This is a genomic window from Streptomyces sp. NPDC006798 (assembly GCF_040635975.1).
In the GTDB taxonomy this organism is placed as follows: domain Bacteria; phylum Actinomycetota; class Actinomycetes; order Streptomycetales; family Streptomycetaceae; genus Streptomyces.
Genome location: NZ_JBEYIS010000029.1, coordinates 86,807 through 101,892 on the forward strand (window position 1 = coordinate 86,807; position 15,086 = coordinate 101,892).

Genomic DNA, 15,086 nt, shown 5'->3' on the forward strand with positions numbered 1-15,086 from the left:
GGGGCTGGCCTTCCGGCCGTTCAAGGGGCGGATCCGCTGCCCAAAGTCCGGTTCGCACGGCTATGTTGGGGCGGTACGTGCCGCCACTCGCCGACCGACGACTTACGGAGAACGATGCGCGAGGTCTCCCGCTTCCGGCTGTCGGACGGCGGTGTCGTCAATATGGAGGTCGACGCCGACGACTCGGTCGACCTCGCCTACCGGGGCCCGGCCGGATACGAGGCCAGGGCGCCGTTCTCACACACCATGCGCACCATCGGCCAAGCGGTCTCCGAGGCCGTGGAGAGCCTGATCGAGAGCCATGGGCCGGGGCGGCGGCCACGCGAACTCTCCATCGAGTTCAACGTCCGGCTGAGCGCGGAGGCGGGCGCCACGGTCGTCTCCGACGCGGCCAATGGGCACTTCCGGATCAAGGCCACCTGGGACTCCGAGTCCCGGGCGGAGGAAGGGGCCCGTATCGCACGCAGGGCGGACGACGACGTCCTGGCGGAGTTGATGGCCGAGCAGGAGCGGGAGCGCGTGGATCAACGGCGTCTCGTACACCGGATTCGCGAGCTGGAGCGGCTGTTGGGCAGCCACCGCGAGGACCACTGACCCGAGGGCCCCGCTCCCATGACCGCCACGCCCGACGCGGCGCCGCCGGAGCGCCACAGGACGTACGGGGGGACCCCGCCCGGCCCCCGTACCCCCGTCGACCCGGCAGAACCGGTTGAATCAGCCGAACCCGTCCTCGCGGCGGCCCCGGCGGCCCCGACGACCGCCACGGCCCCCGCGACCGCCCCCGATACCGGTCCCGGTCCCGGCACCGCCCTCGTCCTCTCCGTCGGCGACTTCCTGCACGCCTCCGTCGTCGATCCGCACGCCGAGGCCCCGCCGCTCACCGACACCACCGGCTACGCCCGGCTCGGCTTCGCCCGCTCCCGGGCCGAGGCCGTCGGCGCCTCCCTCACCGGCCTCGGCTACCGGCTCCACGGCGACGGCGTCCTCGCCGACCCCACCCGGACCGTCGCCCGCGCGACCCTCGACGACGTCATCGCCGACAAACGCCCCGACGGCGGGCTCGTCCTCCATGTCATCAGCCACGGCTGGACGGACTCCACCGGCGCCCTCCGGATCGCCCTCGCGGACAGCGAGCCGAACCAGGGCCTCGACATCGAGTCGCTGCTGCGGGACCTGGAGAACTCGAAGCAGTCCGCCGCGCTCGTCCTGCTCGACGTCTGCCACGCGGGCGCCGCCGTCCGCTGGCAGTGGCAGAACTGGCAGACCTGGTCCGCCGGGCTGCGCGCCGGAGCCCGGGGCGCAGCCGCCCGCCGGGCCTGGGTGCTGGCGGCCGCCGCGCCGGACGAGAAGGCGTACGACGGCCGGTTCAGCCAGGCCGTCGCCCTCGTCCTGGACCGATTGAGCGTCAACGGCCTCGACACCGACGCGTCGCTGGAGTACGTACCGCTGTCCCTGGTCACCCGGGAGATACGGACGACCCTCCATACGCTCTGGCAGGAGGCGCAGAGCTACGCGCAGCATCTCGACAGCACCCCGATCGCCCTCGGCGACGAGCCGTCGCTGCGGTTGTTCCGCAATCCCCGGTACGCGCCCACGCCGCTCGCCCGGCTCCGTCAGTCGGCCGAGGAGTCGCTGCGCAGCATCCTCGCCGAACTCGACCCGGTCCTGGACGCCCACCACTACATCACCCGGGCGTTCGGCGGGACGTCGTCGGCGACGGCCACCACGACCTGCCTGTTCAGCGGTCGGACGGCGGAGCTGGACATCCTGACGCCGTGGGTCGACGGGGCCGGTACGGACAGCCTCGCCGTGGTCACCGGCGGCCCCGGTACCGGCAAGTCGGCCCTGCTCGGGCTGCTGGTCTGCGCGGCCCAGCCCCAGCTCAGGGAGGCCCTGTTCCAGCGGCTGCCGCCGGTCGCGCTCCCCGGCCGCGACGACACCTTCGCCGCTGTCCACGCCCGGGGCCGGGACGCCGGACAGCTCGCCACCTCCATCGGCAAACAGCTCCGGCTCTCCTCACTCCCGCCGCGGGGGCTGACCCCGGCCGAACTGGTCCGGCGCCTGACCGGGACGGCGGAACGCAGACGCGGCCCGGTCCCGACCGTCGTCGTGGACGCCCTGGACGAGGCGCTGGACCCGGGCGAACTGGTCGAGGTACTGCTGCTGCCGCTGGCGCTGACCCGGGTCGACCAGCACAGCAGGAGCGGCCCCCGGCCCGTCTGCCGGCTGCTCGTCGGGACCCGGACCACGGACACCATGTCCCGGATCGTGGCCGAGGCGCGGACGGTCGGGCTCCTCGTCGACCTCGACGACGCCGACCCGGGCGTCCTCCGGACCGACGTCGCCGGGTTCGTCCGCCGCCATCTGGATTTGTCGCCGCTGTACGACGCCAAGGGGCAAGCGGTTGTACGGGAACGGCTGGCGACCGAACTGGCCGCCGCCCTCGTCCCCGACGATCCCCCGGAGGACGGCGCCGCCCCCGGCCCGTACCTCCTGGCCCGGCTCTACCTCCACCAACTCCTCGCCGCCACCGCGCCCGTCGCACCCGACCAGATCACGGCGGTCGTCGCCCGGGCGCCGCGCACCGTCATGGACATGCTGGAGCTGGAACTCGTACGACTGAAGGACCCGTTCGCCCGGCCGCTGCTGAAGGCGCTGGCGTACGCGAAGCACCCGGGGATGCCCGCCGCGCTGATCCGCGCGGTCGCCACGGAGTTCATTCAGGCCAGGGCATGGCGGGACCGTACGCCGCCGGACGGACCGCTGACCGAACCCGAGGCGGCCCGGCAGCCCCTGCCGGACGGACCCACGGCCGAGCAGACCGCCGCCACCCTGGACCGGCTCACCTTCTATCTGCGCCGGACCGCCGATCCCGAAGGCCCGACCCTCTACCGGCTGTTCCATCAGCAGTTGGTCGACCAGCTCGCGGGCCGCCACTACCGGACCGCCGTCACCGTCCTCGACGGGCTGCTCAATCCGCTGCGTACCACGCCCGGCGCACCACTCCGCTGGGATCTCGCCCTGCCGTACCACGCCCGCCACGCCCTCGAACACGCCGTCGACGCCCGGCGGGCCGATGAACTCATCGCCGACCCCGGGTTCCTGATCCACACGGGCCCGCCGTTCGTGACCATGGAGTACGCGGGGGACGGCACGGCCCGGGAACTGGCCGCCGTCTACCGGAAGTCAGGCGTCCGGCACTCGGCCGTCGATGCCACCGGACGCCGGTCCCTGCTCGCCATCGACGCCGTACGGTCCGGCCGGGGCGGTCTCCTGCCCCTGCTCGCCGACGGTCGGCCGCCCGCCGGGGGCTGGACCCCGCTGTGGGCATCCGGTTCGGCCGGCGAGGAGGCGGCGGCGACGGTCCTGCGGGGCGGCCCGGGGCCGGTGAAGTGGCTGAGTGTCAGTCAGGCGGAGGGGTCGGGACGTACGGAGATCTCCTCGGGTACGAATGTTCTCAGTGGTGTCGAGGCCCGCTGGGACCTGGCCAGTGGGCAGCGGCTTCCGGCAGAAGAGCGCTCGTTCCGGCTGCCCTGGCGGATGACGACGCTGATGGAGTCGGTGCCCATGACGGAGGCGGAGCTGGGGCTGAGGACCGAAACGGGATACCTCCGGCCCGACGGGCGACGGCTGAGAATGTGGCACCCCGGCCCGGGCGAGACGGTCCGGTTTCAACTCGACGGGTCGGAGCCGATTCCGTTGGTGGAGCGTGCCTACCGTTTCGCGTACGGGGGACACGGGACCCCCGTCGTCGCCATCGCGTCCGGCTCACCGCTGCGCCCCCGTCTCCACCTGCTCGACCTGGACACCGATGAACTGCTGGTGGCGACGAGCAGCAACTGGATCAGAGGCCCGGTCCGGTCCATGGTCGTCTACGCGGTCCGGCCCGGCCGGACGGTCGTCGCCGCCCGGGCCCCCGCCGGAACCGTCGTCTGGACCGTCGACACCACCGGTGACCTGCCGTACGACGAACTGACCACGATCCCCGACCCGGACGGTGAGCACGACGACTCCGGTCCGCCGGCCCTGCTGCCGGACCCGCTCGGCGAGCCGATGCTCGCCGTCGCCCGGGGCCCCTCCGTCACCCTCCACTCCCTGCGGGACACCGATGGGCCCGTACGCGTACTCGGCGGCGGCGCCCGTTCGGTCAGCGCCCTCACCTTCGCCCGCTCCGGCGGGCGTCGGCTGCTGGCGGGCGGCGCCGCCGACGGGGCCGTACGGGTCTGGGATCTCGACACCCCGCCCGCCCCCGACTCCGGGGTACGCCACCCCGGCCCGGTCACGGCCCTCGCGACCGGCACGGTCCGGGGGCGGCGGGTCGTCGTCTGCGGCGTAGCGGGCGAGGTGTGGATACGGGAGCTGGCGACCGGCCGCACCCTGCGGCGGCTGGCGACCGGGCAGGTCGGGCTCTCCGCCCTGGCCGTCACCCGGCTGGGGCGGCGGCCGGTCGTCGTGACGGCGGGCGCGAGCTGGGAGATCCTGCTCTGGGACCTCGAACACGGCACCCCGGTGGGCCGCCCCCTGACCTTCGACGCGGGCCGGGTCACGGCGCTCGCCACCGGACGGCTCGACGGACGGACCGTCGTCGCGGCGGGCAGCCACGAGACGATCGCCTTCTGGGACGCCGCGACCGGCAGGCTCATCGGGGAACATCCGTCCGCGCACCGGGAGATGGTCGCCGGACTCGCGTTCGTCCCCGGGACGCCAAGGCTCGTCTCCACCGGCTGGGACGGCGCCGTCCGCTTCTGGCAGCTCACGGACGACGCCCTCACCCTCCTCGCCGTCGGCACGGCCCCCGCGCCCGTCACCTGTGCCACCGTCACCGAGGGGCCGGGCGGGCCGCTGGTCCTCACGGGCGACGGCACCGGCGAGATCCGGACCTGGGACGCGCTCACCGGAGAGGCGTCGGGGGCACCGACGCGGGGGCACCGGGGCGCGCTCCGGCAGCTCGTCACCGGCCGGCACGCGGGGGAGCCCGCCGTGTTCTCCCTCGGGCGCGACCACACGCTCCGCGTCCACCACCGGCCCACCGGCCGGCCCCTCGCCCTGATCGACCTGCCCGACGGCGCGAACGACCTCGTCTGGGCCTCCCCGGGGCTGCTGGCGGTCGCGGTCGACCGGGACGTGGTCCTGCTGCGGGAGGGCGGCCCGGCGCGGGACCCGCAGGTCTAGGGCGTGCTCTCCGGGAGGGCGCCCGGCTTCCCGGCCACCTTCTCCGTCTCCGTCCCCGTTCCGGGACCGCCCGCCGCCACCGGGGTCTCCGCCCCCGCGCCCCGGACCGTCAGCGACCGGACCTGGCGGCTGCACAGGGCCGCCGCCGTCGCCGCCGTGGTGAGCGCCACCCCGCCCAGCAGCGTCGCCCGGGTGCCGTACTGCTCCGCCAGCGGGCCCGCGACCATCTCGCCGACCGGCAGGGCGAGCAGGGAGCCGAGGATGTCGTACGAATAGACCCGGGCCAGCCGGTCCTGCGGCACGTTCTCCTGGAGGGAGAGGTCCCAGGCCACCCCGAACTGCTCGATCGCCATCCCGTTCACGAACATCGCCGCCATCAGCAGCGCCACCGGGGCCGCCTCCGCCAGCGCGATCAGCGGCAGGGCGTCGAGGGCGACCACCGCGACCCCGATCCGCAGCATATGGCGGGAGCGCGACCGGGCCACCAGGAAGCCGCCGACGAACGCCCCGGCCATCTGGGTGGCCAGCACCAGACCCCAGGCCGTACGGCCGAAGGTGTCGTCCGCGATCGCCGGGCCGAGGACCTGGATCCCGCCGGACATCACCGCGTTGACCACGAAGAACTGACAGACCACCACCCACACCCAGGCCCGGGACGTGAACTCGGTCCAGCCCTCGCGCAGTTCTCTCAGCGGCCGGGCCCGGGGCGGGGGAGCGGCGTCGCCCGGCGCCGGGGGGACCCGGACGCCCTGGTACGCCACCGCCGCGCCCAGGAACACCAGCGCGTTGAGCGCCATGCCCCAGCCGGAGCCGAGCGCCGACGCCAGCAGCCCGCCGAGGGACGCGCCGGTGATCACGCCGAGATTGGCGCCCATCCGCATCACCGCGTTCGAGCCGCGCAGCATGCCCTCCGGCGCGACCTGCGGAATCAGCGCCGACGTCGCGGGCAGCGAGACCGCCGACAGCGCGCCGTTGATCACGCTCAGCAACACCAGCAGCGTCATCGACGACAGATCGAGCAGCAGCCCGGCCGCGACGCCCGCCTGGGCGAGGGCCGCGCCGACGCTCGCGCCCTGGAGGATCACGGCCCTCGGGAGCCGGTCGGCGAGCAGCCCGCCGAAGAGGACCAGCAGTACGTTGGCGATCGACCGGGCGCCGACCACCAGACCCAGCATCACGGCGGAGCCCGTGAGGTCGAGTACGGCGAAGGCGAGCAGGACCGGGGCCATGGCGTTGGCCAGCTGGGTCGTGGTCCGGCCGATGACGAGACGGCGGAACGAGGGGTGCCGCAGCGGGGCGAACAGGGCACCTTTGGCGATCGCGCGCCCGTCGCTCACCGGGCCTCCCGGGCAGCGCCGCCGGAAGCACTCGCGCCCGGGTCCGTACCCGGTTCCCCGCCGGGGTCCGCGCCCCGCTCCTCGTCCGCCATCCGGAACAGCAATACCGTCGCGCTCATCCGTACCGCCCCCTCCGTCCCCGGCGGCAGCGCCTCCTCGTGCACGATCCGGCCGAGTTCGGCCGCGAGCGCGCGGGCCCGTTCCCAGGTCTCGGGGCGTACGGTCAGCTCGGCGTCGGTGAGGTCGCCGGGCAGCCCGGGGACGCGGTGACCGCTGCGCCGGACCATCTCCGAGGCGAGGGCGGACGCCACCGCGACATGGTCCTCCGGGCTGCCCGCCGGGAGGGTGGGGCCGTCGACGGGATGGCGGTAGCGCTTGGCGCGTCCGCCCCGGACGGTGGTCTCCTCGGCCAGTTCGAGGAGCCCGGCGTCGTACAGCAGCCGTATGTGGTAGCTGATGTTCGCCTGGGTCTCACCCAGTTCGCGGGCCGCTTCGGCGCTGCTCAGCGGGGCGCCGGTGAGCAGCGAGAGGAGTCTGAGGCGCAAGGGGTGCGCCAGGGCGCGATAGGAACGCAGCTCGGTGGCTCTGCGGGGCTCGGCTTCGACCATGGCGAGCAGTCTCCGACCGCCTCCGCCTCACCGTCAAACAATTATTTGGAGGTTGGGGGGTGTCGCCGGGAACCCCGGGCCCGCCGTTGAGAACCCCGGAACCGCGCGCCGCGTCATAACCATACAAACTCGGGCAGATAACCTCACCGCCATGACCTGGTTCCGCGCGCTGAGGGAGACCGCGCGCTCCGGGCTCGCCGTCGACCGCTCCGGACTCGAACCCCTCCTCGCCCTCCGGGGGGCCCTCGGCCTCGCCCTCGTCGTCGGCTCCACCCTCGCCCTCTTCGGCCCGCTGGCCGCCGTCAGTTCGGCCTTCGGGGCGTTCCAGGCCGTGATCGCGACCTTCCAGCGGAGCTGGCGGCCCCGGCCCGTACTGGCCCTGGCCTCCGGCGGCTCGCTCGCCGTCTCCACCTTCGTCGGCTATCTCACGGTCGGCCGTCTCCCGCTTTTCACCGTGCTGCTGGCGGTCTGGGCGCTGGCCTCCGGGCTGGCCTGGGCGCTCGGGCCGACCGTCGGCATCATCGCCTCGTCCAATGTGGCGATCATGCTGGTCACGATCACCCTGCCGACCTCGGTGGCGACCGCCGCCGGACACGCCGCGGTGATCGCGGCGGGCGGGATCGTCCAGGCCGCGCTGATCGTGCTGCTGCCGATCCGCCGCTGGGGCGCCCAGCGCGACGCCCTGGCCGACGCGCTCGCCGCCGAGGCGCAGTACGCCCGCAAGCTGCGGCGCGACCCGACCGCCGCCTTCGACCCCGCGCCCCTGATGCTGGCCCGCAGCGCCGCGGCCGTCAGCCCCCGCCAGGCCCGCCGCCGCCCGGCCGAGTTGCACGGCGCCCGGGGCATCGCCGAGCGGCTGCGGCCCGTACTGGCGTCGCTGGCCGACCCGGCGTTCGGCGTACCGGAGGAAGGGCCGGGCCGGGAGCGGGTACGGGAACTGCTGGCCGCCGCCGCATCCGTACTGGACGCGGCGGCGCAGGCCGTCCGGCACGGCGAACCGCCCCGGCTCTCCGCGCCCGCCCTCGCCGCCCTCCGCACCCCCGACACCGGCGCGATCCTCACCGGGCCGCCCCGCCGGGCCGCCGTCCGGCTGGCCGCGCTGCTCGCCGATGTCACCGAGACCGCCCGCGGCGAGGGCGGCGGCACCGGCTTCCGGGACCGGCCGTCGCTGCTGCGGCTGCTGCCCGGCGCGATCCGTACCGTACGGGCCGAACTGCGGCGCGGCTCACCCGTACTGCGGCACGGGATCCGGGTCGCCGCGGTCGTCGTCGCCGGCTATCTGGCGGGCGCGGCCCTGCCGCTCGGCCACGGCTACTGGGCGCCGATGACCGCCGTGATGGTGATGCGGCCCGACTTCTCGCAGACGTACGCCCGTTCCGTGGCCCGCTTCGGCGGCACCCTGATCGGCGTCGGGGTCGCGACGGCCCTGGTGGAGACCGCGGACCCGGGCGTCTACGCGGCGGCGGCGCTCTCGGTGCTCTGCGCCTTCGGTACGTATCTCGTGCTGCGCACCGGGTACGCGGCGGCCAATGTCGGCATCTCCGCCTATGTCGTCTGTCTGCTCTGGATGGGCGGCGAGGAGGCCGGCCAGACCGTGCCGGAACGCATTCTGCTCACCCTGATCGGCGGGCTGCTGGCGATGCTCTCGTACGCGCTCTACCCGGCCTGGGAGACACCCCGGCTGCGGAACCGGCTGGCGGACTGGCTGCTCGCCGACTGCCGTTACGCGGCGGCCGTGGTCGACCACTACGCCGCCCCCGACGCCTCCGAGGCCGCCGAACGGGAGATCCGGGCCGCGCTGCTGGCCGCCCGGGACGCCCGGATCGCCTGGCGGGACGCGCTGGCCAGGGCCGCCGACGAGCCGGTACGCAGCCGGGGGCTGTCCCACGCGGCGGCGGACGCCGCCGGGGAGGCGCTCGGCGGGATCGGGCGCGGCGCGATGCTGATGGAGGCTCATCTGCCCGCGCACGGGGACACGCCGGTGCCGGGCGCCGCGAAACTCGCCGAAGCCCTGCGGACGGACGCCGAACGCGCGGCCCGGGCGGTCCGGGAGCGGCGGCGCCCCGAATGGGGGCGGGTCAAGGAGGCGCTGGCGCGCTGGGAGGACTCGCACGACGTACTCGAACCCGGGGCCGCCCTGATCGGCACGGCCCTCACCGAACTCTCCGACGCGCTGCCGCCGAAGGGGGACCGGTCGCGATGAACACTCCGGCCCGGGGCGGGCGGCTGCCCGGACTGTTACCTGAATTCGGGAGCCTTGCAGCCCCCTTACGCGTCTCTCCCTGTGTACGAGGGATTCGATCCGCCACGCATCGGGGCCGCGGCCGTGGGACGGCCGGCCGTGACCTGAGCGCCCTTCACCTGCGTAACCGGAACGCCACCCCGCGTGCACGTGCATATGCCCGTGCGAACGCTCATGCATTCGCACGTGAAACACAGCTATGATCCCCGACTGTTGACACATGCACCTTGTACTTCGGGAGCTACTCGTGCACCACGCGTACAACGGCATGGCGGCCGCGGAGCTTCACGGGGTCGTCTGGCAGAAGAGCAGGCACAGCAACTCCCAGGGTTCCTGCGTGGAATTCGCCAAGCTGCCGGGAGGGAGGGTGGCGGTCCGCAATTCCCGTTTTCCGGACGGACCGGCACTCGTCTACACCCCGGCGGAGATCGAGGCGATGCTCCTGGGTGTGAAGGACGGCGAGTTCGACCATCTGATCGCCGAGAACTGATTCCGCGCGTCCCGGACCGCGACGGCGAAACGCCGCGGGCCCCGGGACCCGACCTCTCACCGACCCGGGCGCCGACGGCGGCCCGGGTCAGCGCCGTACGGGCCGAAGGGCGTTACGGGCCCGTACCGTTACGGGCCGGGCCATGACGACGCGGGCCGCCGGATCATGGGAACGGGTCCGCCCGTGGGCGGACCCGTTCCCCGGCCGGGACGGCGCGCCCCCGACGCGCCCGCCTCCGGCCCCGCGCCGCTCAAGCCAGCCTGAACAACGCCCACACGACCTTGCCGTGCAGCGCCCCGGCGAGCGGGTGCCATCCCCAGCTGTCGGCGTAGGCGTCGACCAGGAAGAGCCCCCGGCCGGATTCGGCGGTGCCGTCAGGATCGGGAAAGGACTGCTCGAACCCCTCGGTGCCGAATCCGTCGGTCTCGAATCTCTCGCCGCCGAAGCCCTTGCCGTCGAACCCCTCGACGGCGCCCAGGGGTTCGCGGGAGCCGCTCCGGTCCAGGGCGTCCACTCCGTTCAGCGGGCTCACTCCGTGGCGGGGTGCGCCGAGGGCGCGCGAGGCGCGAGCGGGATTACGGCGTGCGACGGCGCCCGTGCCGGGGCCCTCCGCGCTGGGGTCGCGTACCGCCACCACCAGCCGGCCGGGCCAGCGCATCAGATGCAGCCGGACCGGGGGCAGAAAGCTTTCCCGGGCGGGCTCGTCCGGCAGGGCGTGCCGCAGCGCGTTGGTCACCAACTCCGAGACGACCAGGGCGATGTCGTCGAAGTGGTCGTAGAGATCCCAGTCCTTGAGGGTCGCCCGGGTGAACCCCCGCGCCCCGCGCACCGCCTCGTAGCGGGCGGAGAGCGAGCAGGCGGCCGAGCCGAGGGCGCTCGCGGGATCCACGGGTGGCGGCCCCTGCCTCAAAGGCTCGAGCATGGTCGATCCATTCGTCCCCATGCGAGGCACTCCCGGGAATCGCGGCTGTGACGCTTCAGTGACGTTTCAACACGAACGGGCACGCAGGTGCGCGAGAACCATGGTTCCCAATGCGTAGGGCAGATGCAAGGGCAGATGCACGTGCACGCGGGCTCCCTGTCCGTTCTTGTAGGTATTGAGGGGGATATCTTCCTCCGGCCTGTTCCATGGTCTCCCCAAGTGCTTCCTATTTAAGTAACCGGGTGAGTACGGCCCGGAGTGTTTTGGTGGCAGAATCCGGCACTTGGAGTCCGGGGGTACTCCACGCTGTGGTGAAGAACCTGTAGAGATGGAGCTACGGGGATCAGCCCGGAGCACCGGAACCGAGGAGCCAACGGCTCCCGGCAGTCGGGCGACAGGACGGACAGAGGGATGGGGAGGGTCGAGTCGTGACCGCAGGCGAGTCCTGGGCTCAGGGCCCGGGTGGCGGATCCGTGGTGCGGCGCATCCTGCTGGGTTCACAGCTGCGGCGGCTGCGGGAGTCGCGCGGCATCACCCGGGAGGCGGCCGGCTACTCGATCCGTGCGTCGGAGTCGAAGATCAGCCGCATGGAGTTGGGTCGTGTGAGTTTCAAGGCGAGGGACGTCGAGGACCTGCTGACGCTCTACGGAGTAGCCGACGAGACCGAGCGGGAGGCGCTGCTCGGCCTGGTCAAGGAGGCCAATATCGCGGGCTGGTGGCAGCGGTACGGCGATGTACTGCCCGGCTGGTTCCAGACATATATCGGTCTGGAGGCGGCGGCCTCCCTGATCCGCATCTACGAGGTGCAGTTCGTCCACGGACTGCTCCAGACGGAGGCGTACGCCCACGCCGTCGTCATACGAGGCACCCCCAACGCGACCCCGGCCGACGTGGACCGCCGGGTCGCCCTGCGGCTCGAACGCCAGAAGGTGCTGGTCTCCGAGCGCGCCCCGCACCTCCACGCCGTACTCGACGAGGCCGCGCTCCGCCGCCCCTACGGCGACCGGGGCGTGATGCAGGGCCAGTTGAGGCATCTGATCGAGATCTCCGAGATGCCGAACGTCACCCTCCAGGTGATGCCCTTCAGCTTCGGCGGCCACTCCGGCGAGAGCGGCGCCTTCACCATGCTCCGCTTCCCGGAGTCCGACCTCTCCGACATCGTCTATCTGGAGCAGCTCACCAGCGCGCTCTACATCGACAAGGGCGACGAGGTACTTCAGTACGAGAAGGCGATGAAGCGCCTCCAGGAGGACAGCCCGGACCCGGCCGAGAGCCGGGACATCCTGCGGGGACTCCTCCAGCTCACCTGACGGCCGCCCGGCCATTCGACCGGCGGTTCGCATCCGCCGGGCGGGCGCCGAGGCTCCCCGGCCCGGCCCGCCGCCCCGTCTCCGCCCGCCGTGCCGCCGGGCGGTGGTTCCGTACGCCCCGAGGCGCCGGCCGGGCACCGTCCGCCGGGGCCGCGCACCGCCGCGTACCGAGGTGTCCGAACCCCGACCCGCCGCGGTTTTTATTATCGTGGTCTACACCAACTCCATTAACACGACCGTATAGTGACGTGACATCAGCATCACGACCAGTCATGCGCTCCCGGGGTATCTGAGGGTAAGGAATCGGATCAACATGTCCTTGTTCACCGAGCTGGCCCACCAGTACATCGACGGCGAGTGGAGGCCCGGGAGCGGCTCCTGGGACATCATCGATTTCAACCCGTTCAACGGGGAGAAGCTGGCCTCCATTCCGGTCGCCACCGCCGCCGAGGTGGACCAGGCGTACCGGGCCGCCGAACGGGCCCAGCCCGCGTGGGCGGAGACCAATCCCTACGCGCGCCGCCAGGTCTTCGAGAATGCCCTGCGCATCATCGAGGACCGTGAGGCCGAGATCACCGAGGCCATCATCGCCGAGCTCGGCGGTACGCACATCAAGGCCGGATTCGAACTCCATCTCGCCAAGGAGTTCCTGCGCGAGGCGATCCAGCTGTCCCTCCGGCCCGAAGGGCGAATCCTGCCCTCCCCGGTGGACGGCAAGGAGAACCGCGTCTACCGACTCCCGGTCGGGGTCGTCGGGGTGATCAGTCCCTTCAACTTCCCCTTCCTCCTCTCCATCAAATCCGTCGCGCCCTCCCTCGCGCTCGGCAACGCCGTCGTCCTCAAGCCGCACCAGAACACCCCGATCTGCGGCGGCTCCCTGGTCGGCAAGGTCTTCGAGGACGCCGGACTGCCGCCGGGCCTGCTCAATGTCGTGATCACCGATATCGCCGAGATCGGCGACGCGCTCATCGAACACCCGGTACCCAAGGCGATCTCCTTCACCGGCTCCGACAAGGTCGGCCAGCATGTGGCCACCGTCTGCGCGGCCAACTTCAAGCGGGCCATCCTGGAACTCGGCGGCAACAGCGCGCTGATCGTGCTGGACGACGCCGATATCGACTACGCGGTCGACGCGGCGGTCTTCAGCCGCTACGTCCACCAGGGCCAGGTCTGTATGGCCGCCAACCGGGTACTGGTCGACCGCAAGGTGGAGAAGGAGTTCACCGAGAAGTTCGTGGCCAAGGTCCGCACCCTCAAGGTGGGCGACCCCGCCGACCCGGCCACCCATATCGGCCCGCTGATCAACTCCCGGCAGGCGGACGCCGTCACGACCCTGGTCGAGCAGACCGTCGAGGCGGGCGCCACGGCCCTGCTGCGCGGCGGCTCGGACGGCAATCTGGTCGAGCCCTCCGTCCTCACCGGACTCGCCGTCGACTCCCCGGTCCTGGGCCAGGAGATCTTCGGCCCGGTGGCGCTGATCGTCCCCTTCGACGGCGAGGAGGAGGCGGTACGCATCGCCAACGACACGCCCTACGGCCTCAGCGGCGCCGTCCACACCGCCGATGTGGAACGCGGCGTGGCGATCGCCAAGCGGATCAACACCGGAATGATCCACATCAATGACTCCACGGTCCACGACGAGCCGATCGTGCCGTTCGGCGGGGAGAAGCACTCCGGCAGCGGACGGCTGAACGGCGAGTCGATGATCGAGGCGTTCACCACCCAGAAGTGGATCTCCGTCCAGCACGGCCGCTCACGCTTCCCGTTCTGAGGCCGCCCCTCGGGCCCTTGCGGACAGCATCTGTCCGCAAGGGCCCGTAGCGTTTGCGGTGTCGGAAGGAGGGGGCGAGCCTCTCCTTGGAACCGTCCGGAAGGCGAAGACCATGGTCACTCACGTCCCCTCGGAAGCCCGCGGCGACGAGCGCGGCGCCCTCCTCGCCTTCGTCGAGGCCCAGCGGGGCGCGATCCGCCGCTCGGTCATCGGCCTCACCCACGAGCAGGCGACCAGCCGCCCCAGCGCCAGTGAGCTGACCCTCGGCGGACTCCTCAAGCATGTCGCCGAGGTCGAACTGAACTGGCTCCGGCTGGCCCAACAGCGGGAGAACGAACGCGCCCGCACCCAGGAGACCTGGGGCGACGCCTTCCGCCTCCAGGACGGCGAGACCGTCGACGAGACGCTGAAGTTCTGGGCGGACGTATCGGCCCAGACGGCGGAGTTCATCGCGTCCGTCGACTCGATGGACGACACCTTCCCGCTCCCGGACGCGCCGTGGTTCCCGCAGGGCGAGGAGGTGTCGATGCGGTGGTTCCTGATCCACCTGGTGGAGGAGCTGGCCCGGCACGCGGGCCATGCGGACATCATCCGCGAATCCCTCGACGGCCGAACGGCCTTCGGCCTCCTGGCCCTGGAGCGCGACCGCTGACGTGGCTTCGCCGCTGCGGGGAGCGCCGCGCCGGAGGGCCACCGGGTCGCCGCCTCACTCCCCGGGCGGCGCCCGGCGACCGGGCGTTGTCGGCGGCCCGCGGCCCGCCTGTGCCTTCGGCGATGGGGGACCGGCCCTTCGGGTGAGGCCCGCGCCTTCCGCCCTGCGGGGCGTGTGCCGTCGGGCGACCGCGGGCCGTAGTGGGCCGTTCGCGCAGTTCCCCGCGCCCCTAAATGCTCTCCCTCTCACCGACCTCGTAAAGGAGGACGGGCCCCGTCAGGGGCACGGGAAACTGCGCGACCAGCGGGTGGACCACCGACACCAGGTGGCACCCTCCCCTCCCCCGGGACGGGCTCCAGCCCCAGGGGGCAGGTGCGGTCGGCGTGGTCGGGGGGTGCAGGGTCGCCCCCTGGGGGTCCCCCCAAAGGCAGCTTTGGGGGAGGGCGGCGGATAAGAGACGGGTCTCCTAAAGAAGACCCCCACTTCTGCCGTCCGTGAGGAGGTGAGCCCGGAGGCCACCGACCCTCCCGCCACAGAACAAGACCGCCCGCATACCGCTGGAGCAACGGTCACATCTCCCTC

Annotated in this window: 10 protein-coding genes; 7 read left to right on the forward strand and 3 right to left on the reverse strand. The window is 72.7% G+C overall.

Annotated features, from left to right (window positions below; genetic code table 11):
• The first annotated feature begins 114 nt into the window (after positions 1–114).
• On the forward strand, positions 115–594 hold the full coding sequence (locus ABZ714_RS20860; RefSeq protein ID WP_358826757.1) for a CU044_2847 family protein: 480 nt from the start codon (positions 115–117) through the stop codon (positions 592–594).
• 18 nt (positions 595–612) lie between these two features.
• Positions 613–5,172, forward strand: coding sequence for a hypothetical protein (locus ABZ714_RS20865; RefSeq protein WP_358826758.1), 4,560 nt, complete (start codon positions 613–615; stop codon positions 5,170–5,172).
• Here ABZ714_RS20865 and ABZ714_RS20870 read toward each other — a convergent pair.
• Positions 5,169–6,509 carry an MFS transporter gene (locus ABZ714_RS20870; protein ID WP_358826759.1) on the reverse strand — a complete coding sequence of 447 codons (1,341 nt, stop codon included), beginning with the start codon at positions 6,507–6,509 and terminating at the stop codon, positions 5,169–5,171. The genes ABZ714_RS20865 and ABZ714_RS20870 overlap by 4 nt on opposite strands.
• Complete coding sequence (locus ABZ714_RS20875) at positions 6,506–7,117, reverse strand: helix-turn-helix domain-containing protein (protein WP_358826760.1); 612 nt, start codon at positions 7,115–7,117, stop codon at positions 6,506–6,508. Before ABZ714_RS20875 ends, ABZ714_RS20870 begins: the two co-directional genes overlap by 4 nt.
• 151 nt (positions 7,118–7,268) lie before the next feature.
• Here ABZ714_RS20875 and ABZ714_RS20880 point away from each other — a divergent pair, with 151 nt between their 5' ends.
• Both ABZ714_RS20880 and ABZ714_RS20885 read left to right on the forward strand, forming a co-directional pair.
• On the forward strand, positions 7,269–9,320 hold the full coding sequence (locus ABZ714_RS20880) for an FUSC family protein (RefSeq protein ID WP_358826761.1): 2,052 nt from the start codon (positions 7,269–7,271) through the stop codon (positions 9,318–9,320).
• 286 nt (positions 9,321–9,606) lie between these two features.
• Positions 9,607–9,849 (forward strand): DUF397 domain-containing protein, encoded by a 243-nt coding sequence (locus ABZ714_RS20885; RefSeq protein ID WP_358826768.1) that lies wholly within the window; start codon positions 9,607–9,609, stop codon positions 9,847–9,849.
• A gap of 250 nt (positions 9,850–10,099) precedes the next feature.
• Here the strand turns inward: ABZ714_RS20885 and ABZ714_RS20890 are convergent, their stop codons facing one another.
• Positions 10,100–10,792, reverse strand: coding sequence for an ATP-binding protein (locus tag ABZ714_RS20890; RefSeq protein WP_358826762.1), 693 nt, complete (start codon positions 10,790–10,792; stop codon positions 10,100–10,102).
• A gap of 455 nt (positions 10,793–11,247) precedes the next feature.
• Here ABZ714_RS20890 and ABZ714_RS20895 point away from each other — a divergent pair, with 455 nt between their 5' ends.
• The 3 genes from ABZ714_RS20895 to ABZ714_RS20905 all read left to right on the forward strand — a co-directional run bounded on the left by ABZ714_RS20895 (position 11,248) and on the right by ABZ714_RS20905 (position 14,504).
• On the forward strand, positions 11,248–12,081 hold the full coding sequence (locus tag ABZ714_RS20895; RefSeq protein ID WP_358826769.1) for a helix-turn-helix transcriptional regulator: 834 nt from the start codon (positions 11,248–11,250) through the stop codon (positions 12,079–12,081).
• A 313-nt stretch (positions 12,082–12,394) separates the two neighbouring features.
• A complete protein-coding gene (locus ABZ714_RS20900) occupies positions 12,395–13,852 on the forward strand; it encodes an aldehyde dehydrogenase family protein (protein ID WP_358826763.1) in 1,458 nt (485 codons plus the stop codon).
• A gap of 112 nt (positions 13,853–13,964) precedes the next feature.
• The gene (locus ABZ714_RS20905) at positions 13,965–14,504 is read left to right on the forward strand and encodes a DinB family protein (RefSeq protein WP_358826764.1); all 540 of its coding nucleotides are present in this window, start codon (positions 13,965–13,967) and stop codon (positions 14,502–14,504) included.
• Positions 14,505–15,086 lie beyond the last annotated feature (582 nt).

Bases quoted from the DNA above. Each gene is read 5' to 3' on its own strand.
- ABZ714_RS20860 (WP_358826757.1), top strand. From the start codon at position 115: ATGCGCGAGGTCTCCCGCTTCCGGCTGTCGGACGGCGGTGTCGTCAAT.
- ABZ714_RS20865 (WP_358826758.1), top strand. From the start codon at position 613: ATGACCGCCACGCCCGACGCGGCGCCGCCGGAGCGCCACAGGACGTAC.
- ABZ714_RS20875 (WP_358826760.1), bottom strand. From the start codon at position 7,117: ATGGTCGAAGCCGAGCCCCGCAGAGCCACCGAGCTGCGTTCCTATCGC.
- ABZ714_RS20880 (WP_358826761.1), top strand. From the start codon at position 7,269: ATGACCTGGTTCCGCGCGCTGAGGGAGACCGCGCGCTCCGGGCTCGCC.
- ABZ714_RS20890 (WP_358826762.1), bottom strand. From the start codon at position 10,792: ATGGGGACGAATGGATCGACCATGCTCGAGCCTTTGAGGCAGGGGCCG.
- ABZ714_RS20900 (WP_358826763.1), top strand. From the start codon at position 12,395: ATGTCCTTGTTCACCGAGCTGGCCCACCAGTACATCGACGGCGAGTGG.
- ABZ714_RS20905 (WP_358826764.1), top strand. From the start codon at position 13,965: ATGGTCACTCACGTCCCCTCGGAAGCCCGCGGCGACGAGCGCGGCGCC.